At 69.1% G+C, this 23709-nt stretch carries 19 protein-coding genes; 12 read left to right on the forward strand and 7 right to left on the reverse strand.

Annotated features, from left to right (window positions below; all coding sequences use genetic code 11):
- The first annotated feature begins 60 nt into the window (after positions 1–60).
- Both EX88_RS0105295 and EX88_RS0105300 read left to right on the forward strand, forming a co-directional pair.
- Positions 61–855, forward strand: coding sequence for an ABC transporter substrate-binding protein (locus EX88_RS0105295; protein WP_031370965.1), 795 nt, complete (start codon positions 61–63; stop codon positions 853–855).
- 64 nt (positions 856–919) lie between these two features.
- A complete protein-coding gene (locus tag EX88_RS0105300; protein ID WP_031370966.1) occupies positions 920–1345 on the forward strand; it encodes a GNAT family N-acetyltransferase in 426 nt (141 codons plus the stop codon).
- A gap of 43 nt (positions 1346–1388) precedes the next feature.
- Here EX88_RS0105300 and pdxH read toward each other — a convergent pair whose 3' ends face one another.
- Entirely contained in the window at positions 1389–1994 is a 606-nt protein-coding gene (gene pdxH, locus EX88_RS0105305; protein WP_031370967.1) for a pyridoxamine 5'-phosphate oxidase, read from the reverse strand.
- Between the two features lie 17 nt (positions 1995–2011).
- Between pdxH and EX88_RS0105310 the strand changes: the two genes are divergently transcribed.
- Complete coding sequence (locus EX88_RS0105310) at positions 2012–2890, forward strand: kinase (RefSeq protein ID WP_152566104.1); 879 nt, start codon at positions 2012–2014, stop codon at positions 2888–2890.
- Positions 2891–2956: 66 nt separating this feature from the next.
- Here EX88_RS0105310 and EX88_RS0105315 read toward each other — a convergent pair whose 3' ends face one another.
- Positions 2957–3160, reverse strand: a complete 204-nt coding sequence (locus EX88_RS0105315; protein ID WP_031370969.1) for a dodecin family protein — start codon at positions 3158–3160, stop codon at positions 2957–2959.
- Between the two features lie 151 nt (positions 3161–3311).
- On the opposite strand from EX88_RS0105315, the gene EX88_RS0105320 reads away from it, so the two are divergent.
- A complete protein-coding gene (locus tag EX88_RS0105320) occupies positions 3312–3884 on the forward strand; it encodes a shikimate kinase (protein WP_031370970.1) in 573 nt (190 codons plus the stop codon).
- Positions 3881–4987 carry a 3-dehydroquinate synthase gene (gene aroB / locus EX88_RS0105325; protein WP_031370971.1) on the forward strand — a complete coding sequence of 369 codons (1107 nt, stop codon included), beginning with the start codon at positions 3881–3883 and terminating at the stop codon, positions 4985–4987. The genes EX88_RS0105320 and aroB overlap by 4 nt, the downstream gene beginning before the upstream one ends.
- Before the next feature lie 263 nt (positions 4988–5250).
- Here aroB and EX88_RS0105330 read toward each other — a convergent pair whose 3' ends face one another.
- A complete protein-coding gene (locus EX88_RS0105330; protein WP_031370972.1) occupies positions 5251–5928 on the reverse strand; it encodes a hypothetical protein in 678 nt (225 codons plus the stop codon).
- 195 nt (positions 5929–6123) lie between these two features.
- Between EX88_RS0105330 and EX88_RS0105335 the strand changes: the two genes are divergently transcribed.
- The gene (locus tag EX88_RS0105335) at positions 6124–6711 is read left to right on the forward strand and encodes a hypothetical protein (RefSeq protein ID WP_031370973.1); all 588 of its coding nucleotides are present in this window, start codon (positions 6124–6126) and stop codon (positions 6709–6711) included.
- Between the two features lie 114 nt (positions 6712–6825).
- Here the strand turns inward: EX88_RS0105335 and EX88_RS0105340 are convergent, their stop codons facing one another.
- Complete coding sequence (locus EX88_RS0105340) at positions 6826–7473, reverse strand: cysteine hydrolase family protein (RefSeq protein ID WP_031370974.1); 648 nt, start codon at positions 7471–7473, stop codon at positions 6826–6828.
- Between the two features lie 118 nt (positions 7474–7591).
- Between EX88_RS0105340 and EX88_RS0105345 the strand changes: the two genes are divergently transcribed.
- The 3 genes from EX88_RS0105345 to hemE all read left to right on the forward strand — a co-directional run bounded on the left by EX88_RS0105345 (position 7592) and on the right by hemE (position 10247).
- Positions 7592–8566, forward strand: a complete 975-nt coding sequence (locus tag EX88_RS0105345; RefSeq protein ID WP_031370975.1) for a helix-turn-helix domain-containing protein — start codon at positions 7592–7594, stop codon at positions 8564–8566.
- 85 nt (positions 8567–8651) lie between these two features.
- Complete coding sequence (locus tag EX88_RS0105350) at positions 8652–8906, forward strand: WGR domain-containing protein (RefSeq protein ID WP_031370976.1); 255 nt, start codon at positions 8652–8654, stop codon at positions 8904–8906.
- Positions 8907–9170: 264 nt separating this feature from the next.
- Complete coding sequence (gene hemE / locus EX88_RS0105355) at positions 9171–10247, forward strand: uroporphyrinogen decarboxylase (RefSeq protein WP_031370977.1); 1077 nt, start codon at positions 9171–9173, stop codon at positions 10245–10247.
- A gap of 101 nt (positions 10248–10348) precedes the next feature.
- Here hemE and EX88_RS0105360 read toward each other — a convergent pair whose 3' ends face one another.
- The 3 genes from EX88_RS0105360 to EX88_RS0105370 all read right to left on the reverse strand — a co-directional run bounded on the left by EX88_RS0105360 (position 10349) and on the right by EX88_RS0105370 (position 21465).
- Positions 10349–14062 (reverse strand): hybrid sensor histidine kinase/response regulator, encoded by a 3714-nt coding sequence (locus EX88_RS0105360; protein ID WP_036148123.1) that lies wholly within the window; start codon positions 14060–14062, stop codon positions 10349–10351.
- A gap of 112 nt (positions 14063–14174) precedes the next feature.
- Positions 14175–17702 carry a sensor histidine kinase gene (locus tag EX88_RS0105365; protein ID WP_031370979.1) on the reverse strand — a complete coding sequence of 1176 codons (3528 nt, stop codon included), beginning with the start codon at positions 17700–17702 and terminating at the stop codon, positions 14175–14177.
- 187 nt (positions 17703–17889) lie between these two features.
- On the reverse strand, positions 17890–21465 hold the full coding sequence (locus EX88_RS0105370) for a hybrid sensor histidine kinase/response regulator (protein WP_051884547.1): 3576 nt from the start codon (positions 21463–21465) through the stop codon (positions 17890–17892).
- A 218-nt stretch (positions 21466–21683) separates the two neighbouring features.
- Between EX88_RS0105370 and EX88_RS0105375 the strand changes: the two genes are divergently transcribed.
- Genes EX88_RS0105375 through EX88_RS0105385 form a run of 3 tightly spaced genes read left to right on the forward strand, consistent with a single transcriptional unit; the run spans position 21684 to position 23600 of the window.
- Positions 21684–22439 (forward strand): YceI family protein, encoded by a 756-nt coding sequence (locus tag EX88_RS0105375; protein ID WP_051884549.1) that lies wholly within the window; start codon positions 21684–21686, stop codon positions 22437–22439.
- Complete coding sequence (locus EX88_RS0105380; RefSeq protein WP_081930640.1) at positions 22436–23056, forward strand: cytochrome b; 621 nt, start codon at positions 22436–22438, stop codon at positions 23054–23056. Before EX88_RS0105375 ends, EX88_RS0105380 begins: the two co-directional genes overlap by 4 nt.
- Positions 23046–23600, forward strand: coding sequence for a YceI family protein (locus tag EX88_RS0105385; protein WP_031370983.1), 555 nt, complete (start codon positions 23046–23048; stop codon positions 23598–23600). Before EX88_RS0105380 ends, EX88_RS0105385 begins: the two co-directional genes overlap by 11 nt.
- The last annotated feature ends 109 nt before the right edge of the window (positions 23601–23709 follow it).

Raw genomic sequence — 23709 nt, forward strand, 5'->3', positions numbered from 1 at the left:
CTCGCCGCGGATCGCCGGCTTGGCCGACAATCCCCGCTTCGTCGTCAGCATCGGAACCCCATGGGCCCGCAACGCATTGTCTGCCTCACCGAAGAGCCCACCGAAACCCTGTACCTGCTCGGCGAACAACACCGGATCGTCGGTATCAGCGGGTTCACCGTGCGGCCGGCGATCGCGCGCAAGGAAAAACCCAAGGTCAGCGCCTTCACCAGCGCCAAGATCGGCGAGATCCTCAAGCTGCAGCCCGACTTCGTGGTCGGCTTCTCCGACATCCAGGCCGAGATCGCCAGCGAGCTGATCAAGCACGGCATCGAAGTCTGGATCAGCAATCACCGCAGCGTCGCCGGCATCCTCGACTACATCCGCCGCCTCGGCGCCCTGGTCGGCGCCGGCGACCGCGCCGATGCCCTGGCCAACGAATACGAGCGGCGCATCGCCGAGGCGCAGGCGCGCGCCGCGGCGATGCCGCGCCGGCCGCGGGTGTACTTCGAGGAATGGGACACGCCGCCGATCACCGGCATCCGCTGGGTCTCCGAGTTGGTCGGCATCGCCGGCGGCGACGACGTCTTTCCCGAACGCGCGGCGATGTCGCTGGCGCGCGACCGTATCCTGGCCGACCCGCTCGAAGTGGTGCGGCGCGCGCCGGACCTGATCCTCGGCAGTTGGTGCGGCAAGAAATTCCGCCCCGAACAGGTGGCGGCGCGCGAGGGCTGGGACGCGATCCCGGCGGTGCGCGACGGCGAACTGCACGAGATCAAGTCGCCGATCATCCTGCAGCCCGGCCCGGCCGCGCTGACCGCGGGCTTGGACGCCCTGAGCGGCATCATCCAGGCTTGGTCGGCCAAACAGCGCTGACACCGCTGAGCGCGCGCCGAACGCGCGTTTGCACCGCGGCGCGGGCGATGCGAAGGTGCCGGCCATGGCCGAACCCATCCGCATCGTCTATGCCCGCGAACCGACGATCGAGGTCGCCGAGTTCCGGCAGGTGCTCGAACGTTCCGGCCTCGGCAGCATCCGTCCGGTCGCCGACGAGCCGCGTCTGCAGGCGATGCTGTCGGCCGCGAACCTGATCGTCACCGCGCGCCTGGACCGGGCCGATGCGACCTTGGTCGGCGTGGCCCGCTGCGTCACCGATTTTTCCTGGTGCTGTTATCTGTCGGAACTGGCGGTGTCGGCTTCGGCGCAGGGGCTCGGCATCGGCAAAGGCCTGCTCGACGAAGTCCGCCGTCAAGTCGGACCCAGCGTCAGCGTGATCCTGGCTTCGGTGCCGGACGCGGTCGGTTTCTACGAACGCGCCGGCATGGCGCGGATGCAGGACACCTTCTGGTACAAGCGCGAGCACTGATGCGCGTGGCGCGAGCCCGCCGCGCGCATCGCAGCGGCGAGCGTCACGGATACAGCATCCGCTTGTTCCAGTCGCCGGCGCGGTCGCATTCGTAGGACCAGCGCTCGTGCAGGCGGAAGTCGGCGCCGTACCAGAACTCGATCTTCTCGGCGCGCACGCGCAGGCCGGTCCAACGCGGCGGACGCGGCACGTCGCGGCCCTCGAACTGCAGTTCGGTCTGGGCCAGACGTTGCTCGAACGTCTGGCGGTCGGCCAAGGTTTCGGACTGCTTCGAGGCCCAGGCGCCGAGCTGGCTGCCGCGTGCGCGGGTGGCGAAATAAGCATCGGCCTCGGCATCGCCGACCACTTCCACCGCGCCCTCGATGCGCACCTGCACGCCGTGGCGCACGCGCGGCCAATGGAACAACAGCGCCGCATGCGGGTTGGCCTGCAATTCGCGACCCTTGCGCCCGTCGAGGTGGGTGTAGAAGACGAAACCGCGCGCGTCGTGGGCCTTCAGCAGCACGGTGCGCGCCGACGGCCGCGCATCGAGCGAGGCGGTGGCGACGGTCATCGCGGTCGGGTCGGGCTCGCCGGCGATGAAGGCTTCTTCGAACAGCGTGTCGAAGGTGGCGAGGGCTTCGTTGAGCAGGTCGGGGGTCGTGGTCATTGCGCTATTGTGAGCCGATGTCGACGCGCCTGCATCCGTCAGCCCTATCCGGCAAAGCGCCGGGCCACGAGCGGGCCGCAGCGGCCGGCTTTGGACCGGCCGGCTTTGAACCGGCCTGCGTCGCCCACGTGCTCGACGACGCGCTTGCCGCGAACGCCCGCATCTACGCCATCTGCGGCCTGCAGGGCAGCGGCAAATCGACGCTGGCGGCGCAAGTGGCTGCGCTCGCGCGCTCGCGGGGGTTGCGCGTGGCGGTGTTGTCGATCGACGACTTCTATCTCGGCCGGCGCGAACGCCTGCGCCTGGGCCGCGAGGTCCATCCACTGCTGGCCACGCGCGGGCCGCCGGGCACCCACGACGTCGATCTGGCCTGCGAGGTACTCGACCGCTTGCATGCCGGCGCCGCGGTGCGCTGGCCGCGCTTCGACAAGTTGCGCGATACGCGGGTCGTGCCGTCGCGTTGGGCACAGGCCGAAGCCGTCGACCTGACCCTGTTCGAAGGCTGGTTCCTGAAGACACCGATGCAGACTGCGGCCGAACTGGTCGCACCGATCAATGCGCTCGAACGCGATGAGGACGGCGACGGCCACTGGCGCGGCCACTGCAACGCCGCCTTGGGCCGCGACTATCCGGCGCTGTGGTCGCGGCTGGATCGCTTGCTGTTCCTGCAGCAGCCGGGTTTCGAGGTCGTCGCCGATTGGCGCTGGCAACAGGAATCCGCGATGCAGGCGCGGCGCCCTCGCCGCCAGGCGATGACGCGGGCGCAGGTGGAGCGCTTCGTAAGCCTGTTCGAACGGGTCAGCCGCCAGGCGCTGGCGCGGCTGCCGCAGATCGCCGACGCGAGCCTGCGCCTGGATGCCTCGCGACGGGTTCTCTCAGCCGCGAACCCGCAGTGACGCGGCGAGTGACGAAGCGACGGCAATGCCGGCTTCGTCACTCCCGATCGGTCGCAGCGGTCGCGCTTACTTCACGACGAACGTCACTTTCAGGTTGACTCGCCATTCGGTGATGTTGCCGGAACCGTCGGTGACCACCTTGACGTCGTTGACCCAGGCGCCCTGGATGTTCTTGACCGACTCGGCACATTTGGCCAGGCCGGTCTTGACCGCGTCCTCGATGCCGATGGTGGACGAGGTATTGAGTTCGATGACTTTGGCGACCGCCATGTCTTTCTCCTGATGGGTGCTGCGAATGGGACGTCCCGGAGGACCGCCCGCCGCCTGCGCGGCGACGGAGATCCGAGCCTAGGCCGGTGCCTGTTAAGACGACGCAAGCACCGTCGCACGGGCGCCCTACTGCGTGCCCTACAATCGGGGCATGAACCCCGCCAGCAACCTGATCCTGGTCGGCCCCATGGGCGCCGGCAAGACCTGCATCGGCAAACGCCTCGCCGAGCATTTCGGCCTGCGCCTGGCCGATGCCGACCGCGAGATCGAGCAACGCACCGGCAGCAGCGTGGCGGCGATCTTCGAACACGAAGGCGAAGCCGGTTTCCGCGCCCGCGAAAGCGCGGTGCTGGCCGAGCTGCTCGCAGGCGACGGCCTGCTGCTCGCCACCGGCGGCGGCGCCGTGCTCGCCGCCGACAACCGGCGCTTGCTGCGCGAACGCGGTTTCGTGGTGCAGTTGCTGGTCACCGTCGAGCAACAGCTCGAACGCCTGGCCCAGGACCGCAGCCGCCCCCTGCTCGCCGGCAGCGACCGCGAGCAGGTGCTGCGCACGCTGGCCGAGCAACGCGCGCCCCTGTATGCGCAAGTCGCCGACCTGCGCTTCGACACCGGCGCGCTGACCTCGGCCGAGGCCGCGACCCAGCTCGCCGAGCAACTCGATCGGCTCTGGCGACGCCCGCACGCCTCGTCGGCGCCCCATCCTTATTCCGGAGTCAACGCATGAGCGCGATACGCAGGGTCGAAGTATCGGGCGGGACCACCTACAGCATCGAGATCGGCGCCGGCCTGCTCGACGACGGCGCACGCCTGGCGCGCACCGTGCGCGGACGCCACGCGCTGATCGTCAGCGACGAAAACGTCGCCCCGCTCTACCTCGCCCGCGTCGAGGCCGCCCTGCATGCGGCCAGGCCGGGCCTGAGCGTGGCGCATTTCGTGATCCCACCCGGCGAACACGAAAAGACCCTGACGCGGTTCGGCGAATGCCTGGCCGCACTCGCCGCGCTCGGCGCCACCCGCGACGCCAGCGTGATCGCGCTCGGCGGCGGCGTGGTCGGCGACCTGGCCGGCTTCGCCGCGGCCTGCTGGATGCGCGGCATCGACTGCGTACAGGTGCCGACCACCTTGTTGGCGATGGTCGACTCCTCGGTCGGCGGCAAGACCGCGGTCGACCTGCCCAGCGGCAAGAACCTGGTCGGCGCCTTCCATCCGCCGCGCGCGGTGATCGCCGACACCGCCGCCTTGCGCAGCCTGCCCGATCGCGAACTGCGCGCCGGCCTGGCCGAAGTGGTGAAGTACGGCGCGATCTTCGACGCCAGTTTTCTCGATTGGCTGGAGGCGCACGCAGAGGCCTTGCTGGCCCGCGACGACGAGGCCCTGGCCGAAGCGGTCGCGCGCAGTTGCCGCTACAAGGCCGACGTGGTCGCACGCGATCTGTACGAACACGGCGACCGCGCCATGCTCAATTTCGGCCACACCTTCGGCCACGCGATCGAAACCGAACAAGGCTATGCCGGCACCCGCGGCGATGGCCTCAACCACGGCGAAGCGGTCGCGGTCGGCATGGTGTTGGCGGCGCGTTTGTCGGCGGCGCTCGGACGCGCGAGTCCGGCCGACGTCGATCGCCTGAAGCATTTGCTGGAGCGGCTGGACCTGCCGACCTCGATTCCCGACGGCCTGGCGCCGCAAGCCTTGCTGGAACGCATGCGCCTGGACAAGAAGGCCGACGCCGCCGGCCTGCGTTTCATCCTGTGGGACAAGGCCGGCGCGGCGCGGATCGTCGCGGGCGTGCCCGACGACGCGGTGCTGTCGGTGCTCGCCGCCGGTTGATCGCACCACGCGGGTGCGGCTCGATAGCGGCCGCACCCGCTTTCTTCAGCCTTGAGAACAAATCGTCGTCCGGCAAAAGCGGACTTTCAGCGTCTTGCTTCGGCGAAACCCTGGGTATTCGGCTCCGCCGAAGCGAAGCGGAGCCCGCCTTCGCGGGAACGACGGCAGCTAAGTTTCGCGGGCGATCTTCCAATGCCCTCGCGGGAACGACAGCGGGAAAGTTCCCCCCATCTGCGTCCAACGCCCCGCATCCAGCGCTTGGCTCAGGGCCAACCGACGGCGTGTTGCAGATACTCGATATGCCCGGGCAGCAGCTCGGCGACGTAGAGCGTGGTGAGGATCGGATGATTCCCCCAGACGATCCCGCAACGCGTATTGACCGGGTTCACGCCGGCATCGCGTTGAGTGTATTGGACCGCCGGGTTATCCGGCGCGCCGACGTTGTTCGCCAAGCCCAAGGCCCAATGCTCCCAAGTCCGCCAACCGTCCGAGGCCATGACGATGGAATACTGTGTCGGCGCGGCTCCGCCGTTGCCCGATAAGGTCAGGCCGCTGAGGATCATGCACAGGCGCGCGAGCGCACGCGTGCAGGCCTGTTTCGCGGCGGCGCTGCCGGGCGCGGCATCGTTGCCGGCGGTGGCGGCGTTCGCCGCGAGAATCTGCGCTTGCGCATCGGCCGCGGCGTTGCCGAAGCTGTCGTGGACCCAGTCGACGAACCCCGGATTGAGCACGAAGTCTTCGGCCTCGGCATCGAACGACCACGCCTGGTCGAAGATCGTCGGCGGCGTGTTGGCGGCATGCCCGCCCGGGCCGCCGAACAATGCATAGCCCCAGCACGGCGCATCGGGATAAGGATCGGGCCAATCTGGATCGAGCTCGGTGCCGGCACCGAGGTTGTTGCTGGCGAGTCCTTGCAGTTGTGCGGCGGTCAATACGGGCATCGGGGCGGGCTCCTGGCGGTCGGGACGAGATCGAAAGCGGTGCGCTCGCAACGAACGGCCCGCCTGCATCCACTGCCCGAACTAACGCAGCCGCGCCGCCCCTGTGAACCCCGTCGCGGCGCTCCGCCGCGCTTCACAACACCCCCGCCCTCACGTTTCCAGATGTGCACCGCCCGCGCTGAGGATCGGCACCGCATGGCCTTGAACCCCCTCGAACTGCTGCTTCTACACAACGCCCTGACCCGGCCCTCGCCCGCGACGGATGCGGCGGGCGCCGGCCAGCCCACTTCCGCACAACCCGCCGCCGTCACCACCAAGGAGCCGTCCATGGCCAACCAGTTCGAATTCCTCGACAAGCATTTCGAGCCCACCGACCTACCCGAGATCGCCGCGCAGGCCGCCTACGAGCGCTTCGGCAACTACCCGAACGCGCGCACCAGCACGGTGATATTCAACGTGAACTGGAGCGCGCTCACCGACGCGATCAAGCATGCGGTGCTGAACTACACCAACGGCGGCGTCTACGACAGCTCGGCCTTCGCCACCCTGAACGCCAACGGCAATCAGTGGAACATCGTCGTGACCGGCCTGCAGTACGTGAACGCCTCGCGCACCATCGTGCGCGGCCGGCCGGAGTACGAAATCAACGAGTACAACAACGGCTCGGTCTTCATCAAGGCCGAGGCGCTCGGCGCGCAGTTGCTCGGCGAGATCGTGCATCTGGACACCGGTTTCGGCACCTGGGTGCAGCAGGTCCAACTCAAGAACCCGCCGTCGTTCTGAAGTCGCCGAGCCACCGACAGACGAAGCCCCGCCTGGGCGGGGCTTCGCATTGCAAGGCCGCACATCGCCAGACCGGCTCGAACCCGGGCCGGGTCCGGGCGGCGGCAGCGGTCCTCAGGCGGCGGCTTTGTTGCGTGCCCGTGCGCGCTGGTTCGAGGCATGCGGGTTGTCGAGGTAGGGCACCGCGCCGGTGTGCAGCGCATCGATCCATTCGTCGGTGCTCAGCACCGCGGCGAAGCGGCTTTGGAACACCACGCTGAACACGCGGTGGATCTCCTCGGCGCTGGCATGGCCGGCGCTGTTCTCGTACGACAGCGAACCGCTGGCGTCGTGCAGGAACTCCACGTTCAAGTTCAGATGCGCGGCCTCGAACACCGTGGACGCGTCGCAGTTGTGGGTCATGTAGCCGATCACGCTGAGGGTGTCGATGCCGTTGCGCTCGATCCACTGTTTGAAGTCGGTGCCGGTGAACACGCTCGGAAAGTTCTTCTCGATGTAGTGATCGCGCGGGCGGCTGGCGACGACGTCGTTGAGTTCCCAGCCCGGGGTGCCCTTGTCGAACACCGGCGAGCCGGCCGGCGCGGTGTTCTGCACCACCACTACCGGCACCCCGGCGGCGCGCGCGGCGTCCATGGCGCGGCCGATGTTGGGCAGGGTCTTGGCGACCGGCGGGTATTCGATCGGCAGGCCGTCGGCGAAATAGTCGTTCTGGACATCGATCACGACCAGGGCGCGTTTGCGGCTGTTGGACGAAGCGTTCATGAGTGGTCTCCGGGGAAGGGGTGGCTGCGAAGTGGGCTCATTGTTCGTCTTTGCCGATCCGGCCGATACTGGCCCGAATGACAATATTCGATAGAATCGGGCCATGTAGAATCAGGCCATGAACGAATCCGCCGCTTCCCGCCGCCTGGCCGTGGTCGCCTTCGACCGCATCAGCCCCTTCCACCTGTCGGTGCCCTGCCTGGTGTTCGACAACCGCGAAGGCGACCGCGACCTCGACCTGCCGCAGTTCGACCTGCGCGTCTGCGCCGCCGAGCCCGGCCGCCTGCGCACCCGCGCCGGTTTCAGCATCGAGACGCGCCACGGCCTGCAGGCGCTGCGCAGCGCCGACACCATCATCGTGCCGTCCTGGCGCGACGCCGACGAGCGCCCGCCGGAACCTCTGCTCAAGGCCCTGCGCGGCGCCCACGCGCGCGGCGCGCGCATCGTCGGCCTGTGCCTGGGCGCCTACGTGTTGGCCGAAGCCGGCCTGCTCGACGGTCGCCGCGCGACCACGCACTGGCATTGGAGCGAGCACTTCGCCGCGCGCTATCCGCAGGTCGCTCTGCAACGCGATGTGCTCTATGTCGACGACGAACGCATCACCACCTCGGCCGGCACCGCCGCGGCGCTGGATTGCTGCCTGCACTTGCTGCGCGGCATGCACGGCGCCGAGATCGCCAACCGCGTCGCCCGCCGCCTGGTGGTCGCGCCGCACCGCCAGGGCGGGCAGGCCCAGTACATCGAACAACCCTTGCCGGCCTCCGCTCAGGACGACCGGCTGGCCGCGGTGCTGGCCTGGGCGCTGGCCCACCTGGACCGGCCGCACAGCCTGGACGCCCTGGCCGAACGCGCGCTGATGAGCCGGCGCACCTTCACCCGCCGCTTCCGCGACAGCACCGGCACCACGGTCGGCCAATGGCTGACCGGCCAACGCCTGGCGCGCGCGCAACGCCTGCTGGAAACCAGCGATGCCAGCCTGGACACGATCGCCGCCGAGACCGGCTTCGGCACCCCGGCCTCGCTGCGCCAACACTTCGCCGCCCAGCTCGGCACCTCGCCCTCGGCCTACCGACGCGGTTTCCGCGGCGCCTGAAAGTACCGCCGACGCAACGCTCCGGCGTGCGGACCGCGACAACCGGCCCGCTCGGCGCGGGCCCCGCAACCGCTACAATCGCCGGGTGCGCCTCCTTCTCCAACAACGGCCGGAAGGCCGCGAAGCCCCCCGCTTCGTACAGCTGATGCTGCAGCCCGACTTGCTCGGCGGCTGGACGCTGGTGCGCGAAACCGGCCAGATCGGCGGCCGCAGCACGGTCCGGCGCGAGCAGTTCATGGACCACGACAGCGCCCTGGCGGCGCTGGAACAGGCCCGCGACCAACAGCTCAAGCGCGGCTTCCACCTGATGTTCTCGCAGGGCGCCGAAGCGCCGCGATGAGGCTTTCCGTGGTTCGGTCCGATCGGGCGGGAACAGCAAATCCCCCCTGCCCCCCTTTTACCAAGGGGGGAACGGCGTGTGGTTGCGACGAGATCAAACTCCCTCCCTTGATCTCTTCCCCCTTTGCAAAAGGGGGATTGAGGGGGATTTGCTCCAGGCAGCCGCGGCCGTCCCTCCACGCCCCTAATCTCCCGCGCAGCCCCGCCGGCTCGCCGCATTCCATCTTTCCCTCCCATTGACGGCGTACTTCGCCACGGTTCTCTCATGTCCAATCCCTCTCCCGTCAACGACCGCTTCCTGCGCGCATTGCGTCGCCAACCCGTCGACCGCACGCCGGTCTGGCTGATGCGCCAGGCCGGCCGCTATCTGCCGGAATACCGCGCCACCCGCGCCCAGGCCGGCAGTTTCCTCAACCTGGCCAAGAACCCGGAGCTGGCCTGCGAGGTCACCCTGCAGCCGCTGCGCCGGTTTCCGCTCGATGCGGCGATCCTGTTCTCCGACATCCTGACCGTGCCCGATGCGATGGGCCTGGGCCTGTATTTCGCCGACGGCGAAGGCCCGAAGTTCGAGCGCCCGATCCGCTCCACCGCCGACATCGACCGCCTTGCCGTGCCCGACATGGGCAAGGAACTGCGCTACGTGATGGATGCGGTCGGAACGATCCGCCGCGAATTGAACGGCTCGGTGCCGCTGATCGGTTTCTCCGGCAGCCCGTGGACGCTGGCCTGCTACATGGTCGAAGGCGGCGGCAGCGACAACTACTCGAAGGTGAAGTCGCTCGCCCTCAACGATCCGGCGGCGATGCACCGTCTGCTGAGCGTGGTCACCGACGCGGTGATCGAGTACCTCAAGGCCCAGCACGCCAGCGGTGCGCAGGCGCTGCAAGTGTTCGACACCTGGGGCGGCGTGTTGTCGCCGTCGATGTACCGCGAGTTCTCGTTGCGCTATCTGCAACGCATCGCCGCCGAACTGCCGCGCGGCGAAGGCGACGAACGCGCGCCGCTGATCCTGTTCGGCAAGGGCAACGATCCGTATATCGAAGACCTCGCCGCCAGCGGCGCGGAGGCGGTGGGTGTGGACTGGACCATCGGCCTGGGCGACACCGCGCGCCGCATCGGCGGCCAGGTCGCGATCCAGGGCAACCTGGATCCGGTCACCTTGTACGCCACGCCGGAAACGATCCGCGGCGAAGTCGGCCGCGCGCTCGACGATTACCGCGACGGCAACGGCGGCTCGCGCGAGGGCCACGTCTTCAATCTCGGCCACGGCATGTCGCCGGACATGCAGCCCGAGCACGTCGCGGCGATGGTAGCGGCGGTGCACGAGCTCAGCGCGCGCTGAGGCTCGTTCGATCGGTGAGGGTTCGCGCCGACCTGGTGCCCTCACCCCACCCCCTCTCCCGTGAACGGGAGAGGGGCTAAGCGCAGTCGTCCAGGCTGAACTCAGCCGCCCGTCTTGCGCGACAGCACCGCGTCCATGGCTTCGCGCAGCAGGGTGCCGGTCACCGGCTTGCGCAGGAAACGATCGAAGCCGGCCGCAGTGGCCTGCGGTTCGGCGTCGGCATCGGCGCGTGCGGTCACCGCGATCAAGGGCTGCGCGAAACCCTGCGAGCGCAGCTGGCGGGCCAGGTCGAGGCCGTTGATGCCGGGCAGGTCGAGATCGAGCAAGGCCAGATCGAAATGCCCGGTCGCCACTTCCGTCAACGCCGCCAGACCGTTGCCGACATGGGCAACGCGATGCCCCTGCGCGCGCAACAGGCCGGCGATGACTTCGGCGACGGTCGCATCGTCTTCGACGAGCAACAGCGACAGCGGCGCGGCGTAGGCGATCGACGCGGATTCGTCGTGCCTGCGCAACGGCGGCGTGACGTTCTGCAACGGCAGGTCGAAGACGAAACGCGCGCCCTGCCCCGGTTCGCTGTAGACGGTGATGTGGCCATCCATCGCCGCCGCCAGTTCCTGGCAGATCGCCAGCCCCAGGCCGCTGCCGCCGTAGCGCGCCGCGGTGCGGGCGCCGTCGCCTTGTTCGAAGCGGCGGAACAAGCGGTTCTTCTGTTCTTCGTTGAGGCCGGGGCCGGTGTCGGCGATCTCGAAGCGCACGCCCTGCGGCTGCAACGCTTCCACGCGCAGACTGACCTTGCCTTCGTCGGTGAACTTGATCGCGTTGCCGAGCAGGTTGAGCAGGATCTGACAGACCCGGCTGACGTCGCCGCGCAAACCCGCCGGCGCGCCCGATGAGATGTCGATCTCGAACGCGAGGCGGCGTTGGCGCGCCAGCGGCGCCATCAGATTGCTGGCTTCCTCGACCAGCGCACGCAGGTCGAAGGCTTCGTCGGCGAGTTCGAGCTTGCCCGATTCGATCCGCGCCAGGTCCAACGCGTCGTTGACCAGGCGCAGCAAGTGCTCGCCGGCGCGGCGCACCGCTAGGGTGTAGCTGCGCTGGCGGTCGTCGAGCGGGGTGTCGAGCAGGAGTTCGCTCATGCCGAGCACGCCGGTCATCGGCGTGCGCACTTCATGGCCGAGGGTGGCGAGGAAGCGAGTCTTGGCGAGCGAAGCCTGCTTGGCGACTTCGCGTTCGTGTTCGGCGCGTTGCCAGGCCAGGCGGCGGCGCGCACGCCGCCGGTAGGCGAACCAGAGCAGGCCGAGCAGCGACAGCACCAGGGCGATGAAGCCGGTGATCGCCCAGGGGCTCCACCACCACGGCGAATCGACATGGAAAGCGATGACCTGCACCGGCGTCCACACGTTGTCGGCACTCTTGGCCTTCACTTCCAGGCGGTAGTCGCCGGGCGCGAGTTGCGAGAAGCTGCGTTCGCCGCTGGCGCCTACATCGACCCAACCGGGATCGTAGTTGCTGAGCCGGAACCGGTAACGGTTGGTTTGTGCATTGTTGAACGACAACAGCCGCGCCACGATGCGCAGGTCGCGATCGCCGTCGGCGATCGTAATGGGCGCTATGCCGTCGGCGATCGTAATGGGCGCGATGCCGTCGGCGGTCGTAATCGGATGGATGCCGTCGACCGTCGCTACGGGAGGAACGCCATCGGACCAAATCCCTTCGAACGCGATCGGTGCGCGCTCGACAGCAGCGACCGCGGCCGCCGCATTCGCCACCGGAAACGCGATGCGCTCGTTGCGCCGCCGCACTTCGATGGTCTCGATGATCAGCGGCGGTGCGCGGTCGATCGGCCGCACCACCGCCGGATCGAACAGGATCAGGCCTTCCGGGCTGCCGACCAGGATGCGGCCGTCGCTCGGACGCGCCCGCGGCCGTTCCAGAAATTCCTGGCTCGGCAAACCGTCCTTGACCCCGTACACGCGTACCGAACGCTGTTGCGGGTCGACCCGCACCAGGCCGCGCGTGGTGGTCATCCAGACCAAGCCGGCGCTATCGACGATCAGGCCGCGCGCTTCGGTCAACGGCAGACCGGCGCGAGCGCCAAGACTCGACTCGCGTTGCAGGCGCACGCCGTCCCAGCGATAGGCCTCCAGCGTGCCGAAACCGGCCGCCCACACCCGCGTGCGCCCTTCGAAGGCGAAGGCATGCACCGGCTGCCTCGGCGAACCCGACACCGCTTCGAAGCGGCGCGCGGCGGCGTCCCAGCGCCACAATCCCTGCGAACTGGAAACCCACAAAGCGCCATCGGGGCCGTTACCGCTTTGTTCGAGGACCGCGTCCTTCGGCAGCCCGCGCTCGCCGAAGGCGAACGACTCGCGCACGCGGCCGTCGAGATCGCGCGCCTGCAGATCGCCGTCGCTGCCGAGCAGCCAGATCAGACCTTGGCTTTCGACCAACTCGGCGGTGGTGCCGCCGATCGTCGGATCGCGGACGCTGTCCAGGCTCCAGTTGCGGTACGCGCCGGTGGCCGGATCGATGCGCGCCAGGCCGCCGTAATAAGTCACCCAGACCTGGCCGGCGCGATCCTGCAGCACCCGGTCCAGGCCGAGGTTGCCGCTGAACCCCTTGGCGACATGCACGACGTGCCCTGTTTCCGGATCGAGGCGGTCGAGCACGCCGCCGCTGCCGACCAGCCACATGTCGCCGCCCTGCGCCGGGGCGATGCCGCGCACGCTGGCGTTGCCGAGGGTCGCGGGGTCGTCGATGCGCCGCGTCAGCACCGAGAACTGGCGCCAGTTCGGCGGCAGATACCACAGGCCGTGGCCGTTGCTGGCGAACCACAGGCCGCCCTCGCGATCCTCGTAGGCGCCCGACCAGTTCGGCCGCACCAAGCCCTGGCTGGTGCTGCTGAACAAGGGCACGACCGCGACCCCTTCGGCGTTGCCGATGCCCAGGCCTTCGGGCAGATCGAACCAGTACTGGCCGCTGCGATCGCGGCGCAGCACGTCGATGATGGTCTTGCCGGGGGCGAAACGCGCCCACGGTTGCGCTTCGTAACGGCCGTTCGGACGGCGCACGCCGACGCCGTGCGGCGTGCCGAACCAGGCGGTGCCGTCACTCTCGAAGGTGATGGTGTTGACGATGACCGAGGTCAGCGCCTTGTCGGGTACGCGCTCGAAATCGCGCCCGGTCCAACGCGCCGCGCCGGCCAGCGTACTCACCCACAGCGTGCCGTCGGGGGCGACGCTGAGATTGGCGATGCCGTCGCTGGGCAGGCTGCGCGGATCGCCTTCGCGGGCCACGTAACGGGTGATGCCGCCGTCGGCCGCCATCCGGTGCAGGCCGCCGTGGGCAGTGCCGAACCACAGCGCGCCGTCGGGCGTGGAGGCGATCGACCAGATGTTGTTGTCGCCCAGCGCCGGCGTATTGGCGCGGTCGTAGTAGCGGAACTGCTTGCGGTCGGCGTCGAGCATGGCCAGGCCGGACTGGCTGGTGCCGATCCAGACCCGGTTGCGCGCATCGACGTGCACCGCCCACAGGAAGTTGTCGCGCAGGCCTTGTTCGCGCCGCCAGACCCGGTAGCCGCTGCCGTCGTAACGGGCGAGGCCTTCGCTGGTGGCCAGCCACAGATAGCCTTGGCGATCTTCGGCGATACGGTTGACGGTGTTGGACGGCAGGCCGTCGGCCACCGTGAGCTGGCGCGGACGCGGCGTCTCGGGCAGGCCGGCCATGGCGGTCGAGATCAGGCCGGGCAACAACGCCACGCAGGACAGCGCCGCCACGGTCAGCGCGAACAGCCATCGAATAGTGCGCCGCATCCGAACTCCCTCGCCACAACGCGCGGCGATCCGGGATCGTCGCAATGTGTGTGTTCTCGCGCAAGCGCGGCCGCAGTCAACTCCGTCGCCCATCCGCCCGCGGCCGCGGCGTTTACTCGGGCGGCGCGTGCCCCATCGCCGCGGCGACCGCCTCGGCCAGCATCGCGCCGGTCACCGGTTTGCGCAGGAAGCGGTCGATGCCGGCCTCGCGCGTCTGCGGCTCGGCATCCGGATCGGTGCGTGCGGTCACCGCGATCAGCGGCCGCTCGAAACCCTGCGTGCGCAACTGCCGCGCCAGGTCCAGGCCGTTGAGCCCGGGCAGGTCGAGATCGAGCAAGGCCAGATCGAAATGCCCCGTCGCCACTTCGGCCAGGGCGGCCAGCCCGTTGGCGACATGGGTCACGCGATGGCCTTGCGCGCGCAGCAGGCCGGCGATGACTTCGGCCACGGTGGCGTCGTCTTCGACGAGCAGGATCGCGCGCGGTTGCGAACGGCGCGTCACCGTCGGCTCGGCCTCCGAATCGGTGCTCGGCGGCGGCGGCGCCACCGGCAGCAGCGGCACGTCGAAGATGAAGCGCGCGCCCTGTCCGGGTTCGCTCTGCACCGCGATATGCCCTTCCATCGCCGCGGCCAGCTCCTGGCAGATCGCCAGGCCCAGGCCGCTGCCGCCGTAACGCGCGGCGGTGCGCGCGCCTTCGGCCTGTTCGAAGCGGCGGAACAGCCGCGTCTTCTGTTCTTCGTTCAAGCCCGGGCCGGTGTCGACGACTTCGAAACGCACGCCCTGCGGCGCCAGCGCGTCGACGATCAGGCTGACCTTGCCGTGTTCGGTGAACTTGATCGCGTTGCCAAGCAGGTTCAACAGGATCTGGCAGACACGGCTCGGATCGCCTCGCAGGCCCTGCGGGGCGCTCGAAGTGATGACGACATCGAAGGCCAGCCCGCGCTGACGCGCGAGCGGCTGCATCAGCCCGGTGACTTCGTCGACCAGCCCGCGCAGGTCGAACGGCCGGTCTTCGAGTTCGAGCTTGCCCGATTCGATCCGGGCCAGGTCAAGGGCGTCGTTGACCAGCCGCAGCAAGTGTTCGCCGGCGCGGCGGATCGCCTCGGTGTAACTGCGTTGGCGCGGATCGAGCGGCGTGTCCAGCAGCAACTCGCTCATGCCGAGCACGCCGGTCATCGGCGTGCGCACCTCGTGTCCCAGAGTGGCGAGGAACCGGGTCTTCGCCAACGACGCCTGTTCGGCGAGTTCGCGTTTGTGCACGGCCAGTTGCCAGTCGCTGCGGCGGCCGAGGCGGCGCCGGTACACCAGCGCGCCGATCCCGAGCAGCAGCAAGGCGATCAATACGAAACCTACCTGGGCCCAAGTCGCGCGCCACCACGGCGGCTTGACGTGCAGGGTGAAGGCAACCGGATCGGACCAGATACCGTCGGCGCCAGCGGCCTTCACCTGCAATCGGTATTCGCCCGGCTCCAGACGCGAGAACACGCGCTCGCCGTTGGCGCGCTGTTCGATCCAGTCCGGGTCGTAGCCGCCGAGCTTGAAGCGGTAGGTGTGCGAGCGCGGATCGAGGAAGGACATCAGCCGCGCGACCACGCGGAAATCGCGATCGTCGGATTCCAGTTGCACGGTGTCGCGCTGGACCGGCAACGACCACTCGTCCTCTTCGCGGCGCACACTCAGGCTTTCCAGCGACAGCCGCGGCGGCCGCGAACGCGGGAACGGCGTATTGAGGTCGAACAGCACCAGGCCGTCGAGCGACAGGGTCGCGGCGATGCCCTTGGCGCCGCGCTGCGGCGCGGTGCGGTTCAACTCGACGTTGGGAATGCCGTCGCCGAGACCGAACAGACGCAGGCGCTTGTCCTTCGGCGAGACCAGCAGCAAACCGCGCGAGGTGGTCGCCCAGACCATGCCGGCGTCGCTGACCAGCAAGCCGGACACGCTGGTGTCGGGATAGCCGGCGCTGTTGTCGATGCGTTGCTCGAACGCAAGCTGGCCTTCGGCCCAGCGATACGACTCCAGCGCGCCGTTGCGCGCGATCCACAACCGATGCGGGCCGGCGAAGGCCATCGCCTGGACGTCGCCGAACGCGCCGCCGGGCACGGCGACGAAGCGCTTGCCGTCCCAGCGCCGCAAACCGGCGGTACCGGCGAACCAGGGCTGCTCGTCGGGGCCGACCACGAAGGTCGCCGCGCTGGTGGTGAAACCGGCGGTGGAGAACACGCGCTCGATCTCGCCGGACGGCAGGCGCTCGCCGGCGGCGCTGTAGCGGCGCGCGCTGCCGTCGGAGAACCACAGCCACAGGCCGCCGTCGGGCAGTTCGTGCAGGAACCACACCGTGGTGCCGAGTTCGCCGGCGCCGAACGGCCAGTTGCGCGCCTGGCGCGTAGCCGGGTCGAACAGGCTCAAGCCGCTGGAATGGCCGATCCACAGCTTGCCGTCGGGCCGCAGATACAGGGTATGCATCCACTTCAGGCCGAGCTGTTGGTTGTCGGCCACCGCTTCCAGCACGCGCGAATCGCGGCGCAGGCGATACAGGTCGGTCGCCGACAGCATCCAGAAACCGCCTTCGCCGTCGGGCGCGATGTCGCGCACGTCGAGGCGGTCGATCTGGATCCCGCCGACCGAGGTGATCGAAGCGAAACGATTCCAGTCCGGCGGCAGATAAACCAGCCCCTGCGAATAGGTCACCAGCCACAGCCCGCCTTCGCCGTCGCGCAGCATCTGCTGCAGGCCGCTGCGGCGATCCCAGATGCCGTCGCCGGCATCGTCCTGCAACAAACGCGCCTCGCCGTCGCGGTCGACGCGGTAGAGGCCGGCGGTGGTGCCGATCCAGCGTCCGCCGGACTGATCGCCGACGACGATGGCATTGGTGGTCTGTTCGCCGAGCGCCCACGGCGCCGGGGTCATGCGGTCGTCGGTGCCTAACCGGAACAGGCCGCGCTGGCTGCCGACCCAGATCGAACCGTCGGTTTCGCGCGACAGCTCGCCGATGCGCACACCGGCGGTCTCGTCGCGGCCGATGGGGCCGAAGCGGCCGCGCTCGAAGCGCACCAGGCCATGCATGGTGCCGACCAGCAAGCGGCCGCGATCGTCGCTGAGCAACGCTGTCACCGGCCCCGGCGGCAGGCGTTCGCCGGCGCCGACGCCGGGGGTGTAGCGCGACAAGCGGCCATCGGCGTCGATGCGGCACATCTCGCCGTCGTAGGTCGCGGTCCAGATCGCGCCGTCGGGGGTGCCGGTCATGTAGGAGACATCGTCGCTGCACGAAGCGTCCTGGCCTTCGAAGACGACGCGGACGAATTCCTTGCGATCGCTGCCGAGCCAGCTCAGGCCGTCGCGGCTGGCGACCCAGACGCGGTCGCGGCCATCGACGTAGACGTCTTCGATCATATTGTCCGGCAGCGAACCGGACAGGCCGATGATGTGGCGCCAGACCGTGAATTCGACGCCGTCGTAGCGCGCCAGGCCGTCTTCGGTCGCGATCCACAGATAGCCCTGGCGGTCCAGGTCCATGCTCACGACCGACTTCGGCAGCCCCTGTTCCTGGCCGTAACGGCGGAAACGCGGCGTTTCGGGAAGGCGTGCCTCTGCCTGCATGGCGAACAGCAACATCAGCAGACACAGACAACGTCCCAGCACGGGTTCCTCCTGGACCGCGAGCGAAGCCCCCGGTGCGGTCGAGCGCTATCGTCGCAACGGCTTACCGCAGGCGCAAGCGCGCCTCATTGTGCGACATCCGTCCGGTTCATCGAAACTCCCGGAACAGTATGCGCGGGCCGCAACTGCGCATCGTGTCACGATTGCGTCCGTGCCGACGCCGCCGAAATCAATGCTTCGCCGCCTGCACCGCGGCCACGGTGTCGGCGAGCATCGCGCCGGTCACCGGCTTGCGCAGGAAGCGATCGAAGCCGGCCTCGCTCGCCTGCGGCTCGGCATCGGCGTCGGCGCGCGCGGTCACCGCCACCAAGGGGGCCGCGAACCCCTGCGCACGCAACTGGCGGGCGAGGTCGAGGCCGGTGATGCCGGGCAGGTCGAGGTCGAGCAAGGCCAGGTCGAAACGCGCCGTACTGACTTCGGCGAGCGCCGCCAGGCCGTTGGCCACGTGCGTCACCCGATGGCCCTGGGCGCGCAGCAGGCCGGCGATGACTTCGGCCACGGTCGGGTCGTCTTCGACGAGAAGCAAGGCCAGCGGACCGATCTGCGGCCCACGCGTCGCGGTCTCGGGCGATTTCGTGCCCACCGGCGGCTCGGCGTTCGGCAACGGCAGCTCGAAGACGAAATGCGCACCCTGGCCGGGTTCGCTGTGCACGGCGATATGCCCTTCCATCGCCGCCGCCAACTCCTGGCAAATCGCCAGGCCCAGGCCGCTGCCGCCGTAGCGCGCCGCAGTGCGCGCACCGTCGGCCTGCTCGAAGCGGCGGAACAAGCGCGCCTTCTGTTCTTCGTTCAAGCCCGGGCCGGTGTCGGCGACCTCGAAACGCACGCCCTGCGGCGCCAGCGCGTCGACGATCAGGCTGACCTTGCCTTGTTCGGTGAACTTGATCGCGTTGCCGAGCAGGTTCAACAGAATCTGGCAGACGCGGCTGGCGTCGCCGCGCAGGCCGCGCGGCGCGCTCGGCGCGATCAGCACTTCGAAGGCGAGCCCGCGCTGCTGCGCGAGCGGCCTCATCAGTTCGGCGGCCTGTTCGATCAGGGCGCGCAGATCGAAGGACTCGTCGGCGAGTTCGAGCTTGCCCGATTCGATCCGAGCCAAGTCCAGGGCGTCGTTGACCAGGCGCAGCAAATGCTGGCCGGCACGCAGGATCGATTCGGTGTAGCCGCGCTGGCGCTCGTTCAAGGGCGTATCCAGCAGCAACTCGCTCATGCCGAGCACGCCGGTCATCGGCGTGCGCACCTCGTGACCGAGGGTGGCGAGAAAACGGGTCTTCGCCAGCGAGGCCTGCTTGGCGACTTCGCGTTCGTGCTCGGCGGCCTGCCAGGACAGCCGGCGTTGCAGGCGGCGCCGGTACGAGGCGGCGATCCACCACACCAGCAAGGCGACCAGCCCGGCCAACGCCGCCAGCGCCGGCGGCGTGCGCCACCACGGCGGGCGCACGTTGAACTCGAGGGTGCGCTCGACCGCAGCATTGCCGTTGGCGTCGACCGCGCGCGCATGCAGCACGTAACTGCCCGACGGCAGCCCGGCGAACACGCGCTCGCCGCTGTTGCCGACCGACACCCAATCGCTGTCGTAGCCTTCCAGGCGGGTGTAGTAACGATTCGCCTGCGGATCGTCGAACGACAGCAAGCGCAATTGCACACGCATCTCGCGGTCGTCCGGCGCCAGCGACGGAATCGTCGCGTAGCGCGCCGCGCGCGTCGCCCCCGCCGGCAGCGACGAGCCCTGCAACGGCAACGGCACCCAGCGCCCGTGCCGGCGCACGTCGAGCTGATGCCACTGCAGCCGCGGCTGGCGCGGAGGCGGGTCGGCCAGTTCGGTATCGACCAACACCACGCTGCCGTCCGACAGCGCCGAGGCGAGCACGCCGCCGGGGGTCATGGTCGAACCGCGGCGGATGAATTCCTGGCTGCTCATGCCGTTCTGCACACCGAAGTGACGCAGCTGCCGGTGCTTGGGGTCCCAGCGGAACAGACCGCGCGAGGTCGGCATCCAGATCCGGCCGAGGCGGTCGCGGAACAGATCTGTGGCTTCGACCGCGGGAATGCCTTCGGCGACGCCGATCTGCGCTTGCAGGCGCCACTGCTTGCCGTCGCGGCGATAATGCTCGAGTCCCTTGAGGGTCTGCAGCCACAGACTGTCGGCAGCGTCGAAAACGAAGCCGAACACGCGCTCGCGCGGCAGGCCTTGCTCCGCCTGCATGCGCTTGCCGGCGGCATCGTGACGCAACATGCCCTGCCCCGAGGCGACCCACAGCACACCGTCGGGTGCGAGCTTCATCGAGCCCAGGTCGCCGACGCCGATGCCCTGGTCGGGCCCGACCAGGATCGTCGACAAGACCTTGCCGGTGTCGGTGTCGCGCTGCTGCAGGCCCTGGGTCAGGAACGAAATCCACAGCGTGCCGTCGCGCGCGATCAGCATCCGCTCGGGTTCGCCGTTGAGCGCCGGTTCGGGCGTGTCCACGGTCCAGTCGCGCCAAACGCCGGAAGGGTCGATCCGCACCACGCTGTTGCGGCTGGTCGCGACCCACAGCCGGCCCTTGCGATCTTCGACCGCGGCATTGGGCACGCTGTGACCGATCGAATCGTGCGGCCCGTCGCTGACCGGCTCGACCACGCCGTCGGCGCCGAGACGTTCGATTTCGCCGCGCGCACCGAGCAGCCACAGCCCGCCGCTCGCCGACGGGGCGAGCGAGGGATAGAGCTCGCTCGACAAGGTGCCGCGCTCGCGCGAGTACTGGGCGATGCGGCGCCAGTCCGAACGCAGATAGCCCACGCCGGTGCCCGCGAACGGAAACCAGAACGAACCGTCTTCCTGGCCGACGATCTGCTGCACCGGACGCGCCGGCCGCGCAGGACCGAGCGTCGCCGGCACCGGCACCGCGTTCGGCGCAACCCGCCAGATGCTGCGCTGGGTGCCGAGCCAGAAGTTGCCGCCGCGATCGGGCGCCAGGGTCAGCACCGCATTGAGATGGCCGAACATCACCGAATAGTCGGGATCGGTCCAGCGGCCGTCGCCTTCGCGCCGGTACAGGCCGGTCTTGGTGCCGACCCAGAGTTGATCGCCGACCGGGGTGACCGAGAAGATCCACGGCGCCGGCTCTTCGCCGGGCACGGCGACGCGTTCGAAATCGCTGCCGGTCCAGCGCGCCAGCCCCTTGAAGGTGCCGACCCACAGATCGCCGCGGCCGTCGTAGGCCAGCGACAGCACCGTTTCCGCCGGCAGGCTGCGCAGGTCGCCGGGCTTGGGCGCGAATCGGGTGATGCGGCCGTCGCGGTCGAGCCGGTGCAGGCCGCCGCCGTAGGTGCCGAACCAGACCTCGCCGTTGCGGCTGGCGACAGCGAAGGTGTCGTCGCTGCCGATCTCGGGTCGCTCGGCCTGGCGGTAATGGACGAAGCCTTCGCGCTTGCTGTCCATCATGCTCAGGCCGCGGCCCTCGGCCGCGACCCAGATGCGGTCGCGATCGTCGACCGAAACCAGGGTCAGGTCGTTGCCGGGCAGCGAAGCGGGGTCGCCGGGCGTATGCCGCCAGACCTTCATGCCGATGCCGTCGTAGCGCGCCAGGCCGTCGGTCGTGGCCAGCCACAGGTAGCCGGCGTGGTCGAAGGCCATGCCGTTGACCTTGCTCGACGGCAGCCCGTCGGCGACGCCGATGATGCGCGCGCGCGGCACTTCGGGCACGGCCGCCCCGGCCGCCCAAGAGGCGCCCAGGCACAGGCAGGCGGTTAGCAGCGCTCGCAGCATTCGGTTCCTTCCCCGGGTGGAACGCGGCGTCCCAGCGCCCGTCTTGTTCGTTCCGTCGGGCACTAGGCTCGGCGATACCGCCTGTACGAAGCAAGAGGCAGGCCTCGCGGAGGCCGAACTCCCGGGCGGGCAGGCGGTCGAAACGGATCGTTGCGCGTGCTTAGACACGACTTTGCGCGGCTGTGCCTAGAATCCTCCCGAACCTTGCCGGAGCTGTCATGCCTCTCACCCGCCGTTGCGCCGTCGTCCCCGTCGCGCTCGCCGTCCTGCCGCTCGCGCTGGCAGCGGCCGCAGCGCACGCGGCCGAGCCGCAGCGCTACGGCCTGGACCCGGTGCACACGCGGGTGATGTTCGCGGTCTCGCATGCCGGCTTCTCCCAGGCCATCGGCACCGTGTCCGGCGCCAGCGGCAGCTTGTTGTTCGACCGCGACGACTGGCGCAGCGCCAAGCTCGAGGTCAGTGTGCCGTTGGCCCGGCTCGACCTCGGCGACGCCAAGTGGAACGCCGCCACCCTCGCCGCCAACCTGCTCGACGGCAAGCGCCACCCGCTCGCCCGGTTCGTTTCCGAAACCGTCGAGCCGCTGCCGGGCGAGGGCGAACACCCGTCCGACCGGGCCCGGGTCTGTGGCGCCCTGAGCCTGCACGGCGTCACCCGCCCGCTGTGCATGGACGTGCGTCTGAATGCCTATAAGCGCCATCCGCTGCCGCCGTTCCGCCATACCGCCGGCTTCTCGGCGACCGCGCGCCTGAGCCGCGCCGAGTTCGGCATCGACGCCTGGAAATCGGTGATCGGCGACGAGGTCGAGCTGCGCATCGAAGCCGAAGCGGTGCGCAACCAACACCTCGATGCCGAGCCCGGCGCCCCGGCCGACAGCGAACCGATTCCCGACCCAGGCCCGCCGCCTTCGCCGACCGACACCCCGCCCGACCCCTCTTCCAGCGCAGCCACGCCCGAACCGGAGCCCCGCCGATGACTCTCAAGAACACCGCCGACCGCTGGGGTCCGATCAGCCAGTTGCTGCACTGGGCGGTCGTGCTGTTGATCGCCGCCATCGCCATCATCGGCCTGACCATGACCGACATGAGCAACGGCCCGTCGAAGATCAAGATCTACGCGCTGCACAAGTCGCTGGGCCTGACCCTGTTGAGCCTGGTCGTGCTGCGCCTGCTGTGGCGCTTGTATGCCGGCACCCCGCGCCCGGTCGCGGGCACGCCGCACTGGCAGGAGCGCATCGCCTCGCTGACCCATTGGGCCTTGTACGCGCTGATGTTCGCCCTGCCGATCTCCGGATGGGTGTTCAACTCTTCTTCCGGTTACCCGCTGCAGTATTTCGGCTGGTTCAACCTGCCGCGCATCGCCGAACGCAGCGAAGACCTGTCGCGCCTGAGCCACGACATCCATGAATACGGCTTCTGGTTGCTGCTCGTCCTGGTCCTGGCGCATGCCGGCGCCGCCTTCTATCACCACCTGTTCCAGAACGACGCCACCCTGACGCGGATGCTGCCGGGCCGTCGCAAACCGCAGCCGGTCCTGGCCGCCTCGCCTTCCCCATCTCTCTCGCAAGTTCCGGAGCACCCCGATGCCGATTAAATCCCTCGCCCTGGCCGGCCTGCTGTTCGCCGCCACCGCGCCCGCGCTCGCCGCCGACTACGTCCAGCAGACCGGTTCCAGCCTGACCTTCGCCACCAAGTACCAGGGCGAAGTCTTCGCCGGCAACTTCCCCGGCTTCACCGCCCGCCTGAGCTTCGATCCGGCGCAGCTGAACACCTCCAAGCTCGACGTGGTGATCCCGCTGGCCGGCGCCAACACCAAGAACAGCGAGCGCGACGACACCCTCAAGGGCGTGGATTTCTTCAGCATCGCCAAGTTTCCGCAGGCCCGTTTCACCGCAACCAAGTTCCGCAGCCTGGGCGGCAACAACTACGCCGCCGACGGCAGCCTCAACCTGCGCGGCGCGACCAAGCCGGTGACCCTGACCTTCACCTGGGCCGCCGGCGCCAAGCCGGTGTTGACCGGCAAGGCCACCGTCAAGCGCCTGGATTTCGGCGTGGGCGGCGGCGATTGGGCCGACACCTCGATCATCCCGAACGAAGTCGCGGTCAGCACCAAGGTGATCTTCGCCCCGGCGAAGTGAGTTTGGCGGTGCGCCGCAATGGCGCGCCGTAGCGAGCATGTGCTCGGGCACCAGCCGTTGCCGTTGCCGTTGCCGTTGCCGTTGCCGTTGCCGTTGCCGTGATTTTGAT

The sequence above is a fragment of the Lysobacter antibioticus genome, from assembly GCF_000731095.1.
Classification (GTDB): domain Bacteria; phylum Pseudomonadota; class Gammaproteobacteria; order Xanthomonadales; family Xanthomonadaceae; genus Lysobacter; species Lysobacter antibioticus_B.